Here is an 18725-nt window from a genome sequence, read left to right as displayed (position 1 = left end):
TGAAGGCAGGTAAGTAATCCGGGCAGTTAAAAATTAATGTTATCCTGAGAAGCATCTCTTCGGAGGTGTTTTTCTTTTACCTATTTTTAGGATGAGTGTATGAAATTAGTATCTATTTTAGCAATCCGGGGAGCCAGGGATAAGCCAAAGGACAGCTACGGAGGTTCGGCTTATTCCTTTTTCTTTGGAAGAAGTACCAGTGGGAAAAATGTGAATGAGCGGACGGCCATGCAGACCACAGCGGTGTATTCCTGTGTGCGGATTCTTTCGGAAACAGTGGCATCCCTGCCCATCCATGTATACCGCTATACGGACACCGGAAAGGAACGGGTGTATGACCATTCGCTGTACCGCCTGCTTCATGATGAACCGAACCCAGAGATGACCTCCTTTGTGTTCAGGGAGACGCTGATGAGCCACCTTCTTATTTGGGGCAATGCCTATGCGCAGATTATCCGGGATGGGAATGGCAGGGTACTTGGGCTGTATCCACTTCTGCCGGATAAAATGGAGGTTGACCGTGACGAGAACGGGCAGCTTTATTATATTTACACCCGAAACAGTGACGAGAACCCAAATTTTGAGGAATACGGCAGGGTGTATCTGCGTCAGCAGGATGTCCTACACATCCCTGGTCTTGGCTTTGACGGGTTGGTGGGATATTCACCTATTGCTATGGCGAAGAATGCCGTGGGCATGACGCTTGCCTGTGAGGAGTATGGAGCTTCTTTTTTTGAGAATGGGGCAAATCCCGGTGGTGTATTGGAGCATCCGGGGGTGTTAAAAGACCCGGCGAAGGTACGGGAAAGCTGGCACTCGGTGTATGGTGGTTCTAAGAATGCCGGGAAGGTGGCGGTGTTGGAGGAAGGAATGAAGTACCAGCAGATTGGCATCCCGCCTGAAGAAGCACAGTTTTTGGAGACAAGGAAGTTCCAAATAAATGAGATTGCAAGGCTGTACCGGATTCCTCCCCATATGGTAGGGGATTTAGAGAAGTCCAGTTTTTCCAACATTGAGCAGCAGTCTTTAGAGTTTGTGAAGTATACGCTAGACCCGTGGGTGATACGGTGGGAGCAGTCTTTACAGAGGGCATTGCTTCTTCCGAAGGAAAAGAACGAGTATTTCTTGAAACTAAACGTGGACGGTCTGCTCCGCGGGGATTACCAGAGCCGGATGACAGGGTATTCCATCGGTAGACAGAATGGGTGGCTGTCCACGAACGATATTCGGGAGATGGAGGATATGAACCTGATCCCGGCAGAGGAAGGCGGGGATTTGTACCTGATTAATGGAAACATGACGAAACTGAAAGATGCGGGGCTGTTTGCCGGGAAGAATGAGATGGAGCAGCAAAATCATATACAGAAGCAATAGAAGCCAACAGGTGAAAGAGAAATTATCTGCTGGCTTTTTTTTTATCCAAAAACGGAAAGCGAGGGTGCAGGGATGAAGCGGAAGTTTTGGAATTGGATTAGGAATGAAACAAATGAGGAGCGGACACTGGTGCTGAACGGAGAGATTTCGGATGAAACGTGGTACGGGGATGAAGTCACTCCGAAGCTGTTTGAAAAAGAGCTAAACGCTGGAACTGGAAATATTACGGTTTGGATTAATTCTCCGGGCGGAGATGTGTTTGCGGCGGCACAGATTTACAACATGCTGATGGATTACAAGGGAAATGTGACCGTGAAGGTGGATGCTCTGGCGGCATCGGCGGCCTCGGTCATTGCTATGGCAGGAACTACGGTACAGATGTCCCCGGTTGCCATGATGATGATCCACAACCCCATGACGGTTGCCATCGGGGATTCGGAGGAGATGAAGAAAGCCGGAGCCATGCTGGACGAGGTGAAGGAAAGTATCATGAACGCCTATGAAATCAAGACCGGGCTGAACCGGACAAAGATTTCCCATCTGATGGATGCAGAGAGTTGGTTCAATGCCAGGAAGGCAGTGGAACTTGGATTTGCGGATGAGATTTTAGAAAACAAAAGCGGAAACAGGGAGAAAGAAAATGGTCTGGAAGTGGAAGGAATGATGTTTTCCAGGGCGGCGGTGGCCAATTCCCTTTTAGATAAGTTAATCCCGAAGAAGCCCGAAAAGAAGGGAATTCCGGCAGAGCAGTTAGAAAAACGTTTGAATCTATTAAGTCATTGAGGAGGAAGAATACATGAAGCAGATTTTAGAATTAAGGGAGAAAAGAGCGAAGACATGGGAAGCGGCGAAGAAATTCCTGGATGAGAAGCGCTGTGAGGACGGCTGCCTTAGTACGGAGGATACTGCCACGTATGAAAAAATGGAGGCAGATGTGGTGAACCTGGGCAAAGAGATTGAGCGTCTGGAACGCCATGCTGCCATTGACCTGGAACTGTCAAAGCCAACCAGTATACCGATTACCAACAAACCAAACGGGAATCCATCCGGTGAAGAAAAGACGGGCAGAGCAGGCATGGAATACCGCAGGGAGTTCTGGAACGCCATGCGTAAGAAGAACTACTACGATGTGAATAATGCACTGCAGATTGGCACGGACTCCGAGGGTGGATATTTAGTACCGGATGAATTTGAGCAGACGCTGGTGCAAGGGCTGGAGGAAGAGAATGTGTTCCGTACTCTGGCAACCATAATCCAGACCTCCAGCGGTGACCGGAAAATTCCGGTTGTGGCGACGAAAGGAGAGGCTTCCTGGGTAGATGAGGAAGGACAGATTCCGGAGTCTGATGATTCTTTCGGACAGGTATCCATTGCGGCTTATAAGGTGGCAACTATGATTAAAGTTTCTGATGAGCTGCTGAATGACAGCGTGTTTAACATGGAAGCCTATATCTCCAATGAGTTTTCAAGAAGAATTGGTGCGAAAGAGGAAGAAGCATTCCTTGTGGGTGATGGAAAGGGGAAACCTACTGGAATTTTCAATTCTACAGGCGGAGCTTCTGAGGGTGTGACTACAGCTACGGCAAACATTACTTTTGATGATGTGATGGATCTGTTCTATTCTGTGAAAAGCCCGTACCGTAAGAAATCCACTTTTGTGATGAATGATTCCACGGTAAAGGCACTCCGTAAGCTGAAGGACAATAACGGCACTTATATCTGGCAGCCTTCCGTGCAGGCAGGGCAGCCGGATACGGTTTTAAACCGTCCCGTTGTGACATCTGCTTATGCGCCGGCCATTGCGGCAGGGGGAAAAGTCATTGCTTTTGGTGATTTCAAGTATTACTGGATTGCCGACAGACAGGGGCGTTCCTTTAAACGTCTAAATGAGTTATTTGCAGCCACCGGCCAGGTTGGTTTTCTTGGAAGCCAGAGAGTGGACGGTAAGCTGATTCTGCCGGAAGCAGTGAAAGTGCTGGCCATGAAGGCAGCAAGTGGTGCCTGAATGAATTTTTAAGGATTTGCTTTAGCGGGCAGGTCTTTTTTTTTGTGAAAGGAGGCATCTATGGTAGTTACATTGGAAGAAATCAAAGAATATGTACGGATTGACAGTATCGGTGAGGACGATTTCCTGTTGGGCTTGTGTGCCACATCAGAAAGTCTGTGCAGTGACATTTTACACCGGACGTTTGAGGAGATGGAGGAAGTGCCGGATCCTGTGAAGACGGCTGTGCTGTATGGCATTTCCTACTTGTATGAGAACCGGGAGCAGGCGGATTTCAAAGAGTTGACATTGATGTTGAAGTGCCTGCTGTTCGGGCAGAGGGACGAGGTGTTCTGATGAAGATCGGGCAGTGGCGGGAGAGTATCCTTATCCAGAAAAATAATATCACGAAGGATAAGACCGGAAACCAGAAGAACGTGTGGGAAGATTACTATTCCTGTCACGCTTATGTGAATAACCTGTCCGGCCGGGAATACTGGGAGGCGGCACAGGTGAACCAGGAGGCTTCCCTCTATTTTATTGTTCGGTACTGCAGGGAACTGGAATCTATGGACAGCACCTTATACAGGATTGTGTTTAAAGGGGAAGTTTATAATATCACCTTCGTGGATTTCATGCAGTACCAGAAGAAAACCATTAAGCTGCGGGCGGAGAAAGGGAAGAGGTAGGGTATGGCAGAACAAAGGCTGAACGTGGATCAGATGGCAGATGCCATCGCCCAGTCCATGGCGGAGTATGTGGATTTATCCAATGAAGTAATGAAGGAGTGTGTCACAGAAACCAGTAAGTCTGTGAAGAAAGAAATACAGGAAATTGCCCCGGTGCGTACCGGAAAATACAAGAAAAGCTGGGCGACGAAGAAGGTAAAGGAGAATGCCAATTCCCTCACCATGGTAGTACACAGCCGTGACAGGTATCAGATAGCTCATCTTCTGGAACATGGACATGCAAAGCGGGGAGGCGGACGGGTGGCTGCCATTCCACATATTGCTCCGGCGGAACAGAGAGGAGAAGAAGAACTGGTTTCCAGAATCGAAAGGGGGCTTTCGGGATGAACCATGAACAGGTAGTGGCAATGGCAGAGGAAACAGGACTACCCTTTGCCTATGACCATTTTGTAGAAGGACAGTCCCCGGAGCCGCCCTTTTTAGTCTTTCTTTATCCGGGCGCTAACAATTTTGCGGCGGACGGGATCACTTATTTCAAAGTGAATCGACTGCATCTGGAACTGTATACCGATGAGAAATCCATAGAACTGGAAGAACAGGTGGAGGCTGTGCTTACCAGGCATGGCATTTTTTATGGGAAAAGCGAAGTATGGATTGATTCAGAAAATCTGTACGAGGTACTGTATGAAATGGAGGTTTAGTGAGTGGGAAATAAAGTGAAGTTCAATCTGTGCAATGCCCATTATGCACCGATTAAGGCAGGAGAAAATGGGACGAGTACCTTTGGGACTCCGGCGGCACTTCCGGGAGCAGTGTCCATCAGCCTGGATCCCAACGGAGAGCCGGAATCCTTTTATGCAGATGGCATTGAGTATTACATTATTAATAACAATATGGGCTATGACGGGGATCTGGAGCTTGCTATGATTCCAGAGTCCTTCCGCACGGACATTTTAAAGGAAGAAGCAGATGCCAACAAGGTGCTGGTGGAAAACTGCAATTCGGAGACAGGCAGCTTTGCCCTGCTCTTTGAGTTTGATGGGGACGTGAAGAAAATCCGTCATGTGCTGTATAACTGTTCTGCCTCCAGGCCAAAGATTGAGTCAAAGAGCAATGAAGAATCCAAAGAAGTGCAGACAGAAACGCTGACCATTAAAGCAAGACCATTGGCAAGCGGGTATGTGAAGGCAAAGACTGGTGATGCCACCGCTCAGGCTGCGTACGATAAGTGGTATGAGTCGGTGTATATGCCCGCAAGTACTCCGGCGGTGCAAGCGGCACAGGCATCTGCACTTTCAGCACCGGCCATAAGTAGGACAGTGGCAGCAACAGCAGAGAAAGAAACAGATACAAAAAAATCATAGGAGGCAGGAAAGGACATGAGCATTATCAGGACAATTGAGATTGATGGAAAGAATGTTTTATTTAAAGCGTCAGCGGCAATTCCACGGATTTACCGTTTGAAGTTCCAGAGGGATATTTATAAGGATTTGCGGGCGTTGGAGCAGAGCGTAAATGGTTCGGAAGAAGGGGAGTCCGGGCTTGACCTGTTTTCCTTGGAGATGTTTGAGAACATTGCGTTTGTGATGGCGAAACATGCAGAGGGTTCCATTCCCGACACGCCGGAGGAATGGTTGGATGGATTTAATACATTTTCCATTTACCAGGTGCTTCCGAAGCTGATAGAGCTGTGGGGATTGAATGTGCAGACAGATGTGGAGGCTAAAAAAAACTTCGCCCAACAGAGCGTGAAATGACAACACCGCTGTTCCTCCTGCGGTGTGTGCAGTTGGGGCTTTCTATACAGGATCTAGAACTGCTTTCCATCGGACTGATTAATGACATGTATGCGGAGAGCAGAAATGATGAATGCAAGTTTGCGGAAGTGGCAACGCAGGAGGATATGGATCTGTTCTGAATTACGTTGATATGCCAGCCGTTTCTTGTTATACTTAGTGCAGAAATGGCTGGCGAGTTCAGCGATAACTTAGAACTTAGAGGTAATCTATGTGATTAGTGAAAATGTAAAAAAAAATTTTAAAATAGACATGGATGATATCCTTAGAGAGTTAGAAAATTCCGGAAAATATAAAGGTAGAATCGAAATTTGTAATACATTTCTTGAACAAGATAAAAATAGATGGGGGCGTGGAAAAAGACGTTTATTTGAAGATTCATTGGATATTAAAAATTTATATTACTTTGCATATGTTAAGTTTTATTTGGACGATGACAATAACAAATATGCACTGGTTGCTGGAAAAAGCGGTTCAAAAAAAGTAAATTATAAGAGTGATGTTAAATTTTGTGAGTATCCAGATAAAGGCAAAGCAAAAAAATGGTTACACGACAATGATAAAAACTGGTGGCATGAAGAAATATTAATCATTAAAACAATTTCGGAAGAAAAAAAGATAAGTGAAAAAGAGGCTCTAGATATAGAGGCATGTTTAGTGAAAACGTTTGGACTTTGTGAAAGTTAATTTAGTAAGTTTGATGTTGTAGAGGAGATATATTATGGCAGTGGAACAAATTACATTTGAAATACCACCAGTAATACAACAAGGAATTGATAATGGAACCTTGATAAGATTTGGTGGTGTGGTTCGAAATAAGGCAGGACATATTGTAAAACATTTGAAGGAAACATCAGTATTTAAAGCAGATAACAATGCTAGTAAAAACCAAATTATGGAGTTTGCCAAAAAGAATAAATACTTTCTCATTGGGACTGTAATTGTTACTGCTGTAGCAGCAGGCGTAACCTATGTTGTTATTAGAAACAAGAAAAATGAGGATGTAAAGATTCCAAAATGTGTAGTAGATTTTAATGAATCATTTTTGGAGTATGTTGAATCAATCAGAAACGGTGCCGTTAATGAAGAAAAAATAGACAGGGTATTGATTGCATTGGAAGAAATAAAGAAGAACCATGAGAACGGAAATATCAATATAACATTTTCGATAGAAAATGTTAGCCTGTTACTTGTTATGGTAAGAAAGTATACAATAAAATTTGCAGAGGCAAATGCCTTTGAAATGGTAGAAGATGATTATGATAAAGAAAATGAAATTAGTAGTTTGCAACACTATCTCAAAATACAAAAGGAGGTATTTGAGAGATGTTCATAAAATGAACAAATCAGTTTGTCAAGATGATTAACTCATAAAAGCTAGTAGTTGTATAGGAGTGACCATTTATATGTGTGAAGAATGTTACGTTGATGAAAATAGAATAACACCGCTGCTCAAGCCGTTAGATTGTTTGCAAAACCATACTCAATATATTTGTGGAACTTGTGGGCGTTGTATATGTATTGAGCATGACCCACAAAGAGGTCTGCAAAGGTGGAATTTTCCTTTCAAGACATTAGAAATTGCAAAACTTTATATGCGGACAGCAGATTATACGATGAAAAAATCATGTGGTATTTATGAAATCGTAAGCAATAAGGGAAGAATTTCTTATAAAATTTTTGCAAAGAATGAGGATTTACAGCTGTTTTTAACTAAAAATAAAGATAAAATTTGTAAACAAATGGTACCTATATTCGCTGTAGGAGAGTATAAAGAATATACTTCTACAGAAGTACGAAAATTATCTTCTGATGAAATCAACAAGTATATGAGTGAGCGATAAATTCCAGAGTAGTAAATAGACCAATTGGAACAGTAAAAAAGAATAGTAAATACATAGGCATCTGTCAGAAATGGCAGGTGTCTTTTCTATGCATTGTGAGCCTTAATTGGCTCTTTTTTTCTGTTCAAACGTAAGGGAGGGGTATCCAATGGCCAACCGCATACAGGGGATTACGGTGGAAATCGGCGGAGATACCACCAAACTTACAACTGCATTAAAGGGTGTCAATTCGGAAATCCGCAACACACAGTTCCAGCTAAAGGATGTGGAGAAACTTTTAAAGCTGGATCCGCACAATACGGAATTGTTGGCACAGAAGCAGAGACTTTTAAAGAATGCCATCGGAGAAACGAAAGAGAAGCTTGAGGCGTTAAGAACAGCCCAGCAGCAGGTACAGCAGCAGTTTGAGCATGGCCAGATTACCAAAGATCAGTACGATGCTCTGCAAAGGGAAATCATCGAAACAGAGCAGAACTTAAAAGATCTTGAAAAACAGGCAAAGGAAACGAATACCTCCCTGTCAGGGTTTACACAGGCAGCAGAGAAGATTGGAAAGTTCGGGGATGCTGCCACTTCCGCCGGAAAGAAGCTGCTCCCGGTTACTGCAGCTATCACTGCAGCCGGCGGGGCTTCGGCAAAGATGGCAATGGACTTTGAAGACGCTATGGCGAAAGTTAATACCATTGCGGATACTACGGAAGTTCCTCTCTCGGAACTGGAAAAGGCAATCATAGACTTATCCAACCAGACGGGTATTAGTTCCGCGGAAATTGCCAACAACGTGTATGATGCGATTTCGTCAGGGCAGAAGACTGGAGATGCGGTTAATTTCGTTTCCAATTCAACCAAACTGGCAAGAGCTGGGTTTGCAGAAGCTGGAAATGCTTTGGATGTTCTTACTACCATAATGAATGCTTATGGTCTTGAGGCATCCGAGGTAACCAGGGTATCCGATGTGCTGATTAAGACACAGGATCTTGGTAAAACCACAGTGGGGGAATTGTCCTCTTCCATGGGAAAAATTATTCCTACTGCGAAAGCCAATGGTGTAGCATTGGAACAGGTGGGGGCAGGATATGCGATTATGACTTCCAACGGTGTTGCAACTGCCGAATCCACCACCTACATGAATTCCATGCTTAATGAACTTGGCAAGTCTGGTACAAAGGTGTCAGATACCTTAAAAGAGAAAACCGGAAAATCCTTTCTGGAACTTATGCAGGAGGGAGCCAGTCTTTCTGACGTGCTGCAGATTATTTCTGATAGTGCAAAGGAACAGGGGCTGGCATTTAGTGATTTATGGGGAAGTACAGAAGCTGGGAAAGCTGGACTGATTCTGCTTGGTGACAGTGCTGCAACTTTTAATGAAACATTGGTAGAAATGCATAATTCTACAGGAGCAACAGAGACGGCTTTCGGAAAACTGAACACCAATTCATATACCATCCAGAAGGCTTTAAACCAGTTAAAGAACACAGCCATTGAACTGGGTTCTGCCATTATGAGTGTACTGGCTCCGATCATTATGGTACTGGCGGAGAAAATGCAGGCATTCACCACATGGTTTTCCGGGCTGTCAGATGGTACCAAAAAGATGATTGTAATCATTGCAGGTATTGTGGCGGCTGTCGGTCCGGTACTGATTATCATAGGTAAGATTGCCACGGGAATCAGTGCAGTAATGAGTGTGGTCGGTATGATAGCACCTGCCATTTCTGCTTTGATTCCGGTCATTGCCAGTGTGGGTGTACCAATCCTGGCTATTATCGCTGTGATAGTGGCAGTGATTGCCATTGGCAAGTTATTGATTGCTCACTGGGATGAAATTAAGGCTGCGTGCATCAGCATCTGGAATGCGATAAAGGAGTTCTTTACCGGACTGTGGGAGAGCATTCAGCAGACAGCCAGTGCGGCATGGACAGCGATTTCCCAGTTCTTCTCTACCATCTGGACAGGAATTTCCACGGCGGCACAGACCATCTGGAATGGGGTTGCCACATTTTTCTCCGCTTTGTGGGGAGGTATCAAGAACCTGTTCCAAACCGTGTTGACGGTAATTTCAACTATTGTCACTACCTACTTCAACATTTATAAGACCATCATCACCACAGTGCTGACAGCAATCCAGACCATTGTCACTACGGTTTGGAATGCCATCAAGACAGTGGTCACAACGGTAGTTACGGCGGTGCAGACATTCCTTACTACGGCATGGAATACGATCCAGATAGTCATTACCACCGTTCTGAATGCGATTCAGAACATCGTTTCTTCGGTATGGAATGGTATTAAAAATGTAATATCCACGGTCATGAGTACGGTACAGAACGTGGTAAGTACAGCCTGGAATTCTGTGAAGAATACGGTATCTACGGTGCTGAATGCCATCAAAACCGCTGTTACAAATATTTTCAATAACATCGTAAACGGCATCAGCAGTTCCATGGGTAACGTATATAATGCCATAAAGAATGGATTTGAGAAAGCGGTCGGATATATCAAGGGACTTGCATCCAGCGCCTGGAACTGGGGTGTGGATATTGTCAATGGAATCGCAGACGGTATCCGTAATGCTGTTGGAAATGTAGTGGATGCGGTCAAGAGCATAGCAGACAAGATTGCGGCATTCCTCCATTTCTCCGTTCCGGACGAAGGACCGCTTACGGAATACGAATCCTGGATGCCGGATTTCATGGCGGGGTTGGCAAAGGGCATTGAAAAGAGCCGGGGGTTAGTGGAAAACGCCGTGAAAGGCGTGGCTTCCGATATGGTGGTCAGCCCGCAGGTGCATACTGCAGATATGATGGCACAGCAGGCGGCATCTACTAATTCCATCAGTCACTCGCTTTCTGGCATTAAGGATTCGGTAAGCAGAATCACTATGGACGGTGCGGAAACCATCATTATCCCGGTGTACCTTGGCAGTACTTTGCTGGATGAAGTTGTGATCAATGCACAGAACAGGCAGAATCTCAGATCAGGAGGGCGGTAAATATGGCATTCATTCAATATCTGGCCTTTGACAGTGTACCGCTTCCCATGCCGGATTCCTATGAAGTGGAACTGTCTGATGTGGAGGCGGATACCGGAGGGGAAACGGAAGCCGGAACCACGCAAAGGGATGTGGTGAGGAGCGGGGTGGTAACCATTCCGGTTTCCTTTTCCTTAAGTCCCAAGTGGGTAAAGGCCATGGCGGAATTTCGCAGGAAGTCCAAGATAATCGTGGAGTATTTTGATACAGAAACACTGGATATCCGTCAAACAGAGATGTATATAGAGGGCTATAAAGCAAGCCTGGTGAAAGACACTTCCTACAAAGGCTTATGGACGGTGTCCTTTACACTGCGGGAATTCTAAGGAAGGTGGTGTTTCATGTATCCGGTAAGCAAAGCCTTTTTACAAGCGGTGCAGGAGAACACCCGGAAGTTCTGCTGGACTGGGAAAATTACCACAAAAGCAGGAATGGAATATACCTTTAGCAGTGAGGACATTGTCAAAGGTTCCGGGTATATTACCAGTCAATGCTGTGGAAGTACAGAGATAGAAATTGGAACGGTATATGCCGCAGAACTGGGAATCACGTTGCTTTCCGGGATTGACCGCTATACTTTGGAAGGGGCGGAAATAAGAATGAATTTTCGCCTGGAAGTGACCGATGGTGTGTACGAGGAAGTCCCTATGGGAATCTTTGAAATCAGTGAGGCAAACCGCACCATACGCTGTTTGGAAATCAAGGCATATGATTACATGCTCCGGTTTGAGAAAAGCTTTAATGGATTTGAAACGGCAGGGAATGCCTATGCGTTTCTGGCTTTGTGCTGTAAAGCATGTAACGTGGAACTGGTACACACCCAGGCAGAGATAGAAGCCATGCCCAATGGATCAGAGCTGCTGTCGGTTTATACGGAGAATGACATTGAAACATACCGGGATGTGCTGTTCTATGTGGGACAGGTGCTTGGCGGGTTCTTCTGCATTAACCGGGAAGGAAAGCTGGAGCTTCGTAAGTATGGGAATCAGCCCGTGATGACGGTTTCTGACAGGCAACGGTTTTCCAGCAGCTTCTCTGATTTTATTACCCGGTATACCGCCGTTAGTTCCACCAATATCAAGACGCAGATTTCCGAGTATTACGCATTGGAGTCGGACGATGGTTTAACTATGAACCTTGGCGTGAATCCGCTTTTGCAGTTTGGATTGGTTGAAACAAGAAAGACACTGCTGGAAAATATACTTACAGATCTGTCTATTATCCGCTATGTACCTTTTGATTCAGATACCATCGGCAATCCGGCACTGGATTTGGGAGATGTGCTGGTGTTCTCAGGCGGTCATGCAGATGAAAATCAGTTAGCCTGCGTCACCGGATATCAGGTAAAAATCAACGGAAAACACTCCCTGAAATGCGCAGGGAAGAACCCAAGACTGGCGCAGGCAAAGTCTAAGAATGACAAGAACATTTCCGGACTGCTGAACCAGATTGTAGCGGGGAAGATAGGAATTCATACCTTTACCAATGCTTCTAAGTATACGATGAATGATACAAGTGTGAAGATTATCAGTATTGAGTTTGCGGCGGCAGAGGAAACCCATGTGCAGTTTTTTGCTATAGTTCTGGTAGATGTAATAGCGGATATCAAGGAGCATATCGGAACGGCAGCAGGAACCATTTTGGTTCCCATTCCAGTACAGGGGGAAGATGGAATGGAAACCACTCAAGATATATCCGTACATGTAGAACTGCCGGTCACGTTTTCAGCAGACGAGAAAGCTGTGGCATTTGTGAAGTACGAATTCAACGATGAAGAAATTCTAGCTCATTATCCGGTAGAGAACTGGGGCAGCGGAAAGCATGTACTGCCGTTGTATTATCCAATCGAAAATCTGATTCCGAACTTCACAAATACGTTCAATGTGTATCTGAGAATGGAAGGCGGAAGCGGAACTATAGAAACGGGTGGCTGCATTGCTTCAATCAGCGGACAGGGCATGGCAGCAGCTTTGGCTTGGGACGGAAAGATTACGATAGATGAAACCATTTCTTCATTCCGGTTTGGAGCAGGGTTTATGGTCAAAGATTTTACAGAGTCCATCGGAATAGAGACTATGGAACTGATGCAGAGTCAGATGGCTGACAGTATGAGCAGGATTTCCATTGGTGCATTTGGTCTACCAGTGGATACCAGTTAAGGAGGTTGTAATGAAGTTAAAAGGAACGATGACATTGGAACTTATGGATATAAATACCGGGGAAGTGGAAACAGTGGCAGAGGAAAACATGATTACCAATGCCGTGAATCACATCTTTGGTTTGAATCCACTGGGAGTTTTTTATGAGGTGGCAGCCAGTATTGACGGGATTGAGTGGAACAAAGGGTTACTTCCCATCTGCCCGAATATGATTGGAGGAATCCTGCTTTTCTCCAAAGCACTGGACGAGAAGAAAGATAATATCTATTCTTCATCGGATAACCTGCCTGTAGCTTATGCTTCTAACAACGTGAATTCAACGGCAAATTTGGCGAGAGGAAGTTTGAATCTTACAGAGAGTAAGGTATTGGAAAATGGCTACAAGTTCGTATGGGAATTCACTCCAAGCCAGGGGAATGGAACCATAGCGGCGGCAGCACTAACCAGTGCACAAGGCGGAACAAATGCTTATGGGAGCCTGATAGATGACAGCACCACCTTTTTGAAGCTAAAGAGTGTAGATATCGGCAGTTTGTCCAATGAAAAGCAGTTGGTGCTGTTTGAGGCGGTGGAAGTGGATTATGAAAATGATTTGCTTTGCTCTATTACTTATCAGGATACCGCTGTACGGATTCGTAAAGTACGTGTTCCCATTTTCAGTATCGGATTAAATGAGAAACTGGATGATACGACCTGTACGGTATTGGATGATCAAGTAATCCAGACCACCACCTTTCGCTTTTTGGGAAAGTATACACTCTATGGAGAATTTTTGGATGGTGCGAATGGCTATTGGTACGGATTTTCCAATGAAGGAAATTCCTCCGGCAGTGCTACAATGTTGTGGGTAAAAATCTCAAAGACCGATTATTCCATAACGGAGGGGGAATGGGTACTTTCCAATGCAATGCTCATAGATGTGGGAAACCGGGATGAGAGCGGTTCTTATCCGGAGCGGGTTTTAAAATGCTGTGTACGGAAGGGATATCTGTATGTTATGGCAAATAATAAAGAAGGGGTATATAAAATTAATACGGCGAATTCTTCGGATGTAACATTAATCAATCTGGGATTTGTCTCCAAATGGAAACCGCTTTGTGACAAAGGAAACTGTGAGGTTTATATGACCCTGATTGGTGATTTGATTATCGGAGGGGATTTCCAAATTACGATTGATGATAAGATTATCCCAACCCAAGGGAGCGAAAGACTGAATGATGCGGCAACACCATTGTTTCAGTATAAAAATTTCCTTTTGAGCTGGGGTGGAAGCTATGGTTCCGAATACCGGACAATGTACCTGCTGACACCTTATCTGGCATCTATTAATAACCTGTCTTCGGCAGTGGTGAAGACAGTAGATAAGACCATGAAGATAACATATACACTGACGCAAGAATGAGGAAATTCTATATCACAGTAGCTGGACAGCTTTCGGGCTGTTTTTTTTGTGCAGGAAAATAAAAGGAGGGCAATACGATGAAGGATGTTGCAAACACGATGCAGTATGTTTTTGCCGCCATGGGCGGCGCACTTGGATCAGTAATGGGAGGTTTTGACGGCTTTCTATATGCACTGATTGTTTTTGTAGTAGTAGATTATATGACAGGAGTGATGGTTGGAATTTCGAATAAAGAACTTTCCAGTCAGATTGGTTTCCGTGGGATTTTTAAGAAGGTGGTGATTTTTTCACTGGTGGCGGTGGCACACATCATTGACACTCATGTGATTCAGAATGGGAGTGTTCTGCGGACAACCGTGATTTTCTTCTATCTGTCCAATGAGGGGATTTCCATTCTGGAAAATGCCGCTTTGATTGGACTTCCCATTCCAAAGAAGATGAAGGATGTCCTGGAGCAGTTGAAGGAGAATGAAGACCATGAAGGTAAATAGGAGTTATGTGACATCTAATAACACTTACAGCGTAAATGATCCACAGTATATCGTAATCCACAATACGGACAACTTCCGTGCCGGAGCAGATGCCCTGGCTCATGCCAAAGCACAGTTTAATGGGAACTTAAGCACCTCCGTTCATTATTATACGGATGATGGTAACACGGTGTACCAGGCAGCTTCCAATGATTGTGGATGTTGGCACGTAGGGGTAAATTATGGCGGGCGGCTGTTTGGAACTGTGAACAACAAGAATAGTATCGGTGTGGAAATGTGTGTACAGGCCGGGTATGACTTTAATAAGGCGTTTGCAAACACAGTGGCATTTGTTCGCCTGTTGATGAAAGAAACCGGAATTCCGGCTGACCGGGTATTACAGCATTATGATGTGTGTGCCAAGAACTGTCCGTCACAAATCCGGGCTAAGGACATGTGGGAGGAGTTCAAGCTGCAGATTCAAAGCTGTGGTTCTGGTGATAATGAAGGTAACTCTTCCTATGTAAAGGACTATGAACAGTTCATAGGAAGTCTGTCTTCTAACTCCTATAAGGTGAAAGTGTCAATTCCGAATTTGCATATCCGCAAAGGACCCGGAACAAATTACGGAAAACAGCCGGGTTTTATAGGAATCGGCGTCTTTACCATCGTAGAGGAATCTGCGGGTCAGGGAGCCGCAAAATGGGGGCTGTTGAAGTCCTATCAGAAGAACAGGAATGGGTGGATATCCTTGGATTATGCTGCCCGTATTTAGATGCCAGCAAGCCCAGAATATAGAACAGAAGAAAAGGCGGTGGAAACCGCTGAATTGCTTGACTTTATAGCGGTTAAGAGTGATTAATAGACTACCAAAAAATGAAAGGAGTTCTTATTATTATGGTAGTTTCAGGTAAAGTTAAAAAAGCAGCATTCTACTGTAGGATGAACCATAGCAACCATGATTACACACAGTTTTTGGAGGAAATTCAGAAGAGCCTTGATGGAAGATACGGAGCAGGGAACTGGAAAATGACATTGTTCTTTGAAATAGAGTCTGGTACAAATCCGAATCGGAAAAAGTTTCTCCAGTTAAAGTCGGAGATTCGGGCTGGTAAGTGGGATGTGGTAGTGACCATGAAGGCAGACACCATAGCAAGGGATTGGAAACAGTTCATGGAATTTATGGAAGCATGTAAGGAAAACAGTGTAGAGGTTATCTGCATCCGTGGACCAGAAGAAGCTGAACCCATATATAAACGGATTCAACAGTTTGCCCGGGATTATTTTGAAGGAAGTGATTGCCCATGAAAATCCGGATACTGGAACCTGTTTTCCAAGTGGAACAAAAGAAAAAGCGTGTCTGTGCTTATGCCAGGGTGTCTTCAGACAGCAGAAGGCAAGAGGACTCGCTGGAAAATCAGACAGATACCTATGAGCGCCTGATTAATTCTAATCCAGAGTATGAGTTTGCCGGAGTCTATGCCGACCAGGGAATCTCCGGCTACTGCGAGAGCCGTCCACAGTTCCAGAAAATGCTGAAAAAAGCAAGGGCAGGGGAAATCAATTTAATCATAACAAAGTCAATATCGAGATTTGCGAGAAATACCGTCACCGTTCTGAAAGTTGCAAGAGAGCTGAAAGAACTGGGTGTCGGTATTTTTTTTGAAGAACAGAATATCAACACCCTTTCCGGGGACGGCGAGATGATGCTTGCCGTCCTTGCTTCTTTTGCACAGGAAGAGAGCCGGAGCATAAGCGAGAACAACAAGTGGACCATTAAAAAGAAGTTTGAGCAGGGAGAAATCATGATTAATACCAAGCGGTTCCTTGGGTATGACAAGGATGAGTATGGTGGACTGGCAATTAACCAGAAAGAGGCATTCGTAGTGGATTTTCTTTATGACATGACCTTGTTGGGATTGGGAAATTCCAGACTGAAAAGCCTAATGAATTTTCTTGGGGTAAAGACCGTGACCGATGTGGAATGGAATGAAGGCACGGTAAATGGGGTGCTGACCAATGAAAAGTACAAAGGGGACTATCACCTGCAGAAATACTTCACGCCGGAGAATAAGCGGAACCAGTCAAGATTAAATCGTGGTGAAGTGCAGAGTTACTACATCACAGATAACCACCCGGCTATCGTGAGTGAGGAGAAATGGAACCGGGTACAGGCGGAAAGGGAACGCCGGAAGAAAAATAGTAATATTGCTGCTGACGGTACTGAGAAGTACCAGAACCGATATCCGCTGAGCGGAATGCTGATTTGCCCATATTGCGGAAAGAATCTCCGGCGCAGAATGGTATATAAAGGAAAGATTCAGTGGCTGTGCAGCACTTATATTAAAGAGGGAAAACAAGCTTGCCGGGGAGTGCGGGTAGATGATACAGAGGTCATAAAGCGGAACATTACAGAACCAACGGTGGTAGAGGAGGTGAATGTACATGGCAAGAAACATTACAGTTATACCTGCAAGGCAGATTTCATCAACGGACGAAAGTATGAGCCAGAGTGTGCGGAAGTTACGGGTAGCGGCTTATTGCAGGGTATCAACCGCCCAAGAAGAACAGTTATTAAGTTATGAGAACCAGGTAAATTATTACACTACATTTATTAATGAGAATCCCCTTTATGAGTATGCAGGTACTTATGCGGATGAGGGTATTTCAGCAACCAATACCAAAAAGAGGGATAAGTTTAAACGTATGATAGCAGACTGCCGGACGGGAAAGATTGACATGATTATTACAAAGTCTATTTCACGGTTTGCAAGGAATACGCTGGACTGCCTGAACTATGTGAGGGAGCTGAAAGAATTAGGTATTGGTATCATTTTTGAAAAGGAAAATATAAATACCTTGGATACCAAAGGGGAAGTACTGCTCACTATCCTTTCTTCACTGGCACAGGATGAGAGTCGGTCTATCTCTGAAAACTCTACCTGGGGAATACGCAGGCGGTTTGAAAAAGGGAAGCATAAGATGAGTACCAAACGGTTCCTTGGTTATGACACGGATGAGGAGGGCAAACTGGTTATTAACCGGAAGCAGGCACAGGTTGTGAAGCGATTGTATTCGGAGTTTTTAAGCGGGAAAACGGTTGATTATATTAAACGGATATTTGAGCAGGAAGGTGTTGTTAACTGGGATGGAAGTACAAAATGGCAAGTGACAACCCTACAGAGTATGCTAGAAAATGAAAAGTATAAAGGTGATGCTGTACTACAGAAGAGTTACACTGTTGATTTCCTTACTAAGAAACGGGCGATGAATCAGGGAGAAATACAGAAGTTTTACATTGAAGATGACCATGAAGCGATTATTGAGCCGCGGATATGGGAATGTGTGCAGTTGGAGATTGAGCGGCGGAAACGGTATCTGGAGGAGCATGGTACCAAATCCTATTCCAATAATACGGAGAAGAATCCGTTTGCCTCAAAGGTTGTCTGTGGGGAGTGTAATAAGGTATTTACCCGGAAAGGGTGGCGGAGCAATGCCGGGGAAACGAGGAAAATTTGGCAGTGTAGTGAACGGTATAAGGTGAAGGGCGTTATGGGTTGTGCAAATAGGCATGTAGAAGAGGATACCTTGATTGAGATTTACCTGATGGCATGGAACCGGCTGTTAGAGTGCAGAGAGATGCTTGCACCGGAATGGGAGGGGAAGATGCAGGGGGCTGACATGCTGGCAAAGTTTCGGGCGATGGACTTTATGGAGATTACGAAGGAGGCGCAGCCCTTGCAGGAGATGGATATTGCTTTAATGCTCCAGACGGTGGATCATGTCAAGGTGTATGAGAGTGGGATGATTGTGGCAGTGTTTCTGGAGGGGACGGAAATTGAGTGGAAAAATTAAAAGGGTAAAAATATGAGCCGGCTGGACGGAAATTTCAAAATACTATGCTCAAGTTTTTCTTGATTTTTTATTAGAACATGATATACTAAATAAGTAAATTTATTTACTTAAAAAGGGTGAA

Annotated in this window: 22 protein-coding genes; all 22 read left to right on the top strand. The window is 44.7% G+C overall.

Annotated features, from left to right (window positions below; all coding sequences use genetic code 11):
- Nucleotides 1-99: 99 nt before the first annotated feature.
- The 22 genes from ABFV83_RS08410 (at nt 100) to ABFV83_RS08305 (ending at nt 18604) form a co-directional block, all read left to right on the top strand.
- A complete protein-coding gene (locus tag ABFV83_RS08410) occupies nt 100-1374 on the top strand; it encodes a phage portal protein (RefSeq protein ID WP_349948435.1) in 1275 nt (424 codons plus the stop codon).
- A gap of 72 nt (nt 1375-1446) precedes the next feature.
- A complete protein-coding gene (locus ABFV83_RS08405; RefSeq protein WP_349948434.1) occupies nt 1447-2157 on the top strand; it encodes a head maturation protease, ClpP-related in 711 nt (236 codons plus the stop codon).
- Between the two features lie 13 nt (nt 2158-2170).
- Entirely contained in the window at nt 2171-3379 is a 1209-nt protein-coding gene (locus ABFV83_RS08400; RefSeq protein WP_349948433.1) for a phage major capsid protein, read from the top strand.
- A gap of 60 nt (nt 3380-3439) precedes the next feature.
- A complete protein-coding gene (locus ABFV83_RS08395) occupies nt 3440-3715 on the top strand; it encodes a head-tail connector protein (protein WP_349948432.1) in 276 nt (91 codons plus the stop codon).
- A complete protein-coding gene (locus tag ABFV83_RS08390; protein WP_349948431.1) occupies nt 3715-4047 on the top strand; it encodes a phage head closure protein in 333 nt (110 codons plus the stop codon). The genes ABFV83_RS08395 and ABFV83_RS08390 overlap by 1 nt, the downstream gene beginning before the upstream one ends.
- A 3-nt stretch (nt 4048-4050) precedes the next feature.
- Entirely contained in the window at nt 4051-4434 is a 384-nt protein-coding gene (locus ABFV83_RS08385; RefSeq protein WP_349948430.1) for an HK97 gp10 family phage protein, read from the top strand.
- Nucleotides 4431-4748: a hypothetical protein gene (locus ABFV83_RS08380; RefSeq protein ID WP_349948429.1), complete on the top strand. Its 318-nt coding sequence runs from the start codon at nt 4431-4433 to the stop codon at nt 4746-4748. Before ABFV83_RS08385 ends, ABFV83_RS08380 begins: the two co-directional genes overlap by 4 nt.
- 3 nt (nt 4749-4751) lie before the next feature.
- A complete protein-coding gene (locus tag ABFV83_RS08375; RefSeq protein WP_349948428.1) occupies nt 4752-5411 on the top strand; it encodes a major tail protein in 660 nt (219 codons plus the stop codon).
- 15 nt (nt 5412-5426) lie between these two features.
- Nucleotides 5427-5804 (top strand): hypothetical protein, encoded by a 378-nt coding sequence (locus tag ABFV83_RS08370; RefSeq protein ID WP_349948427.1) that lies wholly within the window; start codon nt 5427-5429, stop codon nt 5802-5804.
- On the top strand, nt 5801-5965 hold the full coding sequence (locus ABFV83_RS08365) for a hypothetical protein (RefSeq protein ID WP_349948426.1): 165 nt from the start codon (nt 5801-5803) through the stop codon (nt 5963-5965). The genes ABFV83_RS08370 and ABFV83_RS08365 overlap by 4 nt, the downstream gene beginning before the upstream one ends.
- A 91-nt stretch (nt 5966-6056) precedes the next feature.
- Nucleotides 6057-6530: a hypothetical protein gene (locus tag ABFV83_RS08360; RefSeq protein ID WP_349948425.1), complete on the top strand. Its 474-nt coding sequence runs from the start codon at nt 6057-6059 to the stop codon at nt 6528-6530.
- A 34-nt stretch (nt 6531-6564) separates the two neighbouring features.
- Complete coding sequence (locus ABFV83_RS08355) at nt 6565-7179, top strand: hypothetical protein (RefSeq protein ID WP_349948424.1); 615 nt, start codon at nt 6565-6567, stop codon at nt 7177-7179.
- 70 nt (nt 7180-7249) lie between these two features.
- Nucleotides 7250-7687: a hypothetical protein gene (locus ABFV83_RS08350; protein WP_349948423.1), complete on the top strand. Its 438-nt coding sequence runs from the start codon at nt 7250-7252 to the stop codon at nt 7685-7687.
- 148 nt (nt 7688-7835) lie between these two features.
- Nucleotides 7836-10679, top strand: a complete 2844-nt coding sequence (locus tag ABFV83_RS08345; RefSeq protein WP_349948422.1) for a phage tail tape measure protein — start codon at nt 7836-7838, stop codon at nt 10677-10679.
- Nucleotides 10680-10681: 2 nt separating this feature from the next.
- On the top strand, nt 10682-11044 hold the full coding sequence (locus ABFV83_RS08340) for a hypothetical protein (RefSeq protein WP_349948421.1): 363 nt from the start codon (nt 10682-10684) through the stop codon (nt 11042-11044).
- A 15-nt stretch (nt 11045-11059) separates the two neighbouring features.
- A complete protein-coding gene (locus ABFV83_RS08335) occupies nt 11060-12877 on the top strand; it encodes a hypothetical protein (RefSeq protein WP_349948420.1) in 1818 nt (605 codons plus the stop codon).
- 10 nt (nt 12878-12887) lie between these two features.
- The gene (locus ABFV83_RS08330) at nt 12888-14279 is read left to right on the top strand and encodes a hypothetical protein (RefSeq protein ID WP_349948419.1); all 1392 of its coding nucleotides are present in this window, start codon (nt 12888-12890) and stop codon (nt 14277-14279) included.
- Nucleotides 14280-14356: 77 nt separating this feature from the next.
- Nucleotides 14357-14770 carry a phage holin family protein gene (locus ABFV83_RS08325; protein ID WP_349948418.1) on the top strand — a complete coding sequence of 138 codons (414 nt, stop codon included), beginning with the start codon at nt 14357-14359 and terminating at the stop codon, nt 14768-14770.
- The gene (locus tag ABFV83_RS08320) at nt 14757-15524 is read left to right on the top strand and encodes an N-acetylmuramoyl-L-alanine amidase (protein ID WP_349948417.1); all 768 of its coding nucleotides are present in this window, start codon (nt 14757-14759) and stop codon (nt 15522-15524) included. The genes ABFV83_RS08325 and ABFV83_RS08320 overlap by 14 nt, the downstream gene beginning before the upstream one ends.
- Nucleotides 15525-15646: 122 nt before the next feature.
- The gene (locus ABFV83_RS08315) at nt 15647-16057 is read left to right on the top strand and encodes a recombinase family protein (protein WP_349948416.1); all 411 of its coding nucleotides are present in this window, start codon (nt 15647-15649) and stop codon (nt 16055-16057) included.
- The gene (locus tag ABFV83_RS08310; protein WP_349948415.1) at nt 16054-17334 is read left to right on the top strand and encodes a recombinase family protein; all 1281 of its coding nucleotides are present in this window, start codon (nt 16054-16056) and stop codon (nt 17332-17334) included. Before ABFV83_RS08315 ends, ABFV83_RS08310 begins: the two co-directional genes overlap by 4 nt.
- Nucleotides 17252-18604, top strand: coding sequence for a recombinase family protein (locus tag ABFV83_RS08305; RefSeq protein WP_349948893.1), 1353 nt, complete (start codon nt 17252-17254; stop codon nt 18602-18604). The genes ABFV83_RS08310 and ABFV83_RS08305 overlap by 83 nt, the downstream gene beginning before the upstream one ends.
- Nucleotides 18605-18725: the final 121 nt, after the last annotated feature.

This window comes from Lacrimispora sp. BS-2 (assembly GCF_040207125.1).
In the GTDB taxonomy this organism is placed as follows: Bacteria; Bacillota; Clostridia; order Lachnospirales; family Lachnospiraceae; genus Lacrimispora.
This window is presented reverse-complemented; position numbering and strand designations above follow the sequence as displayed.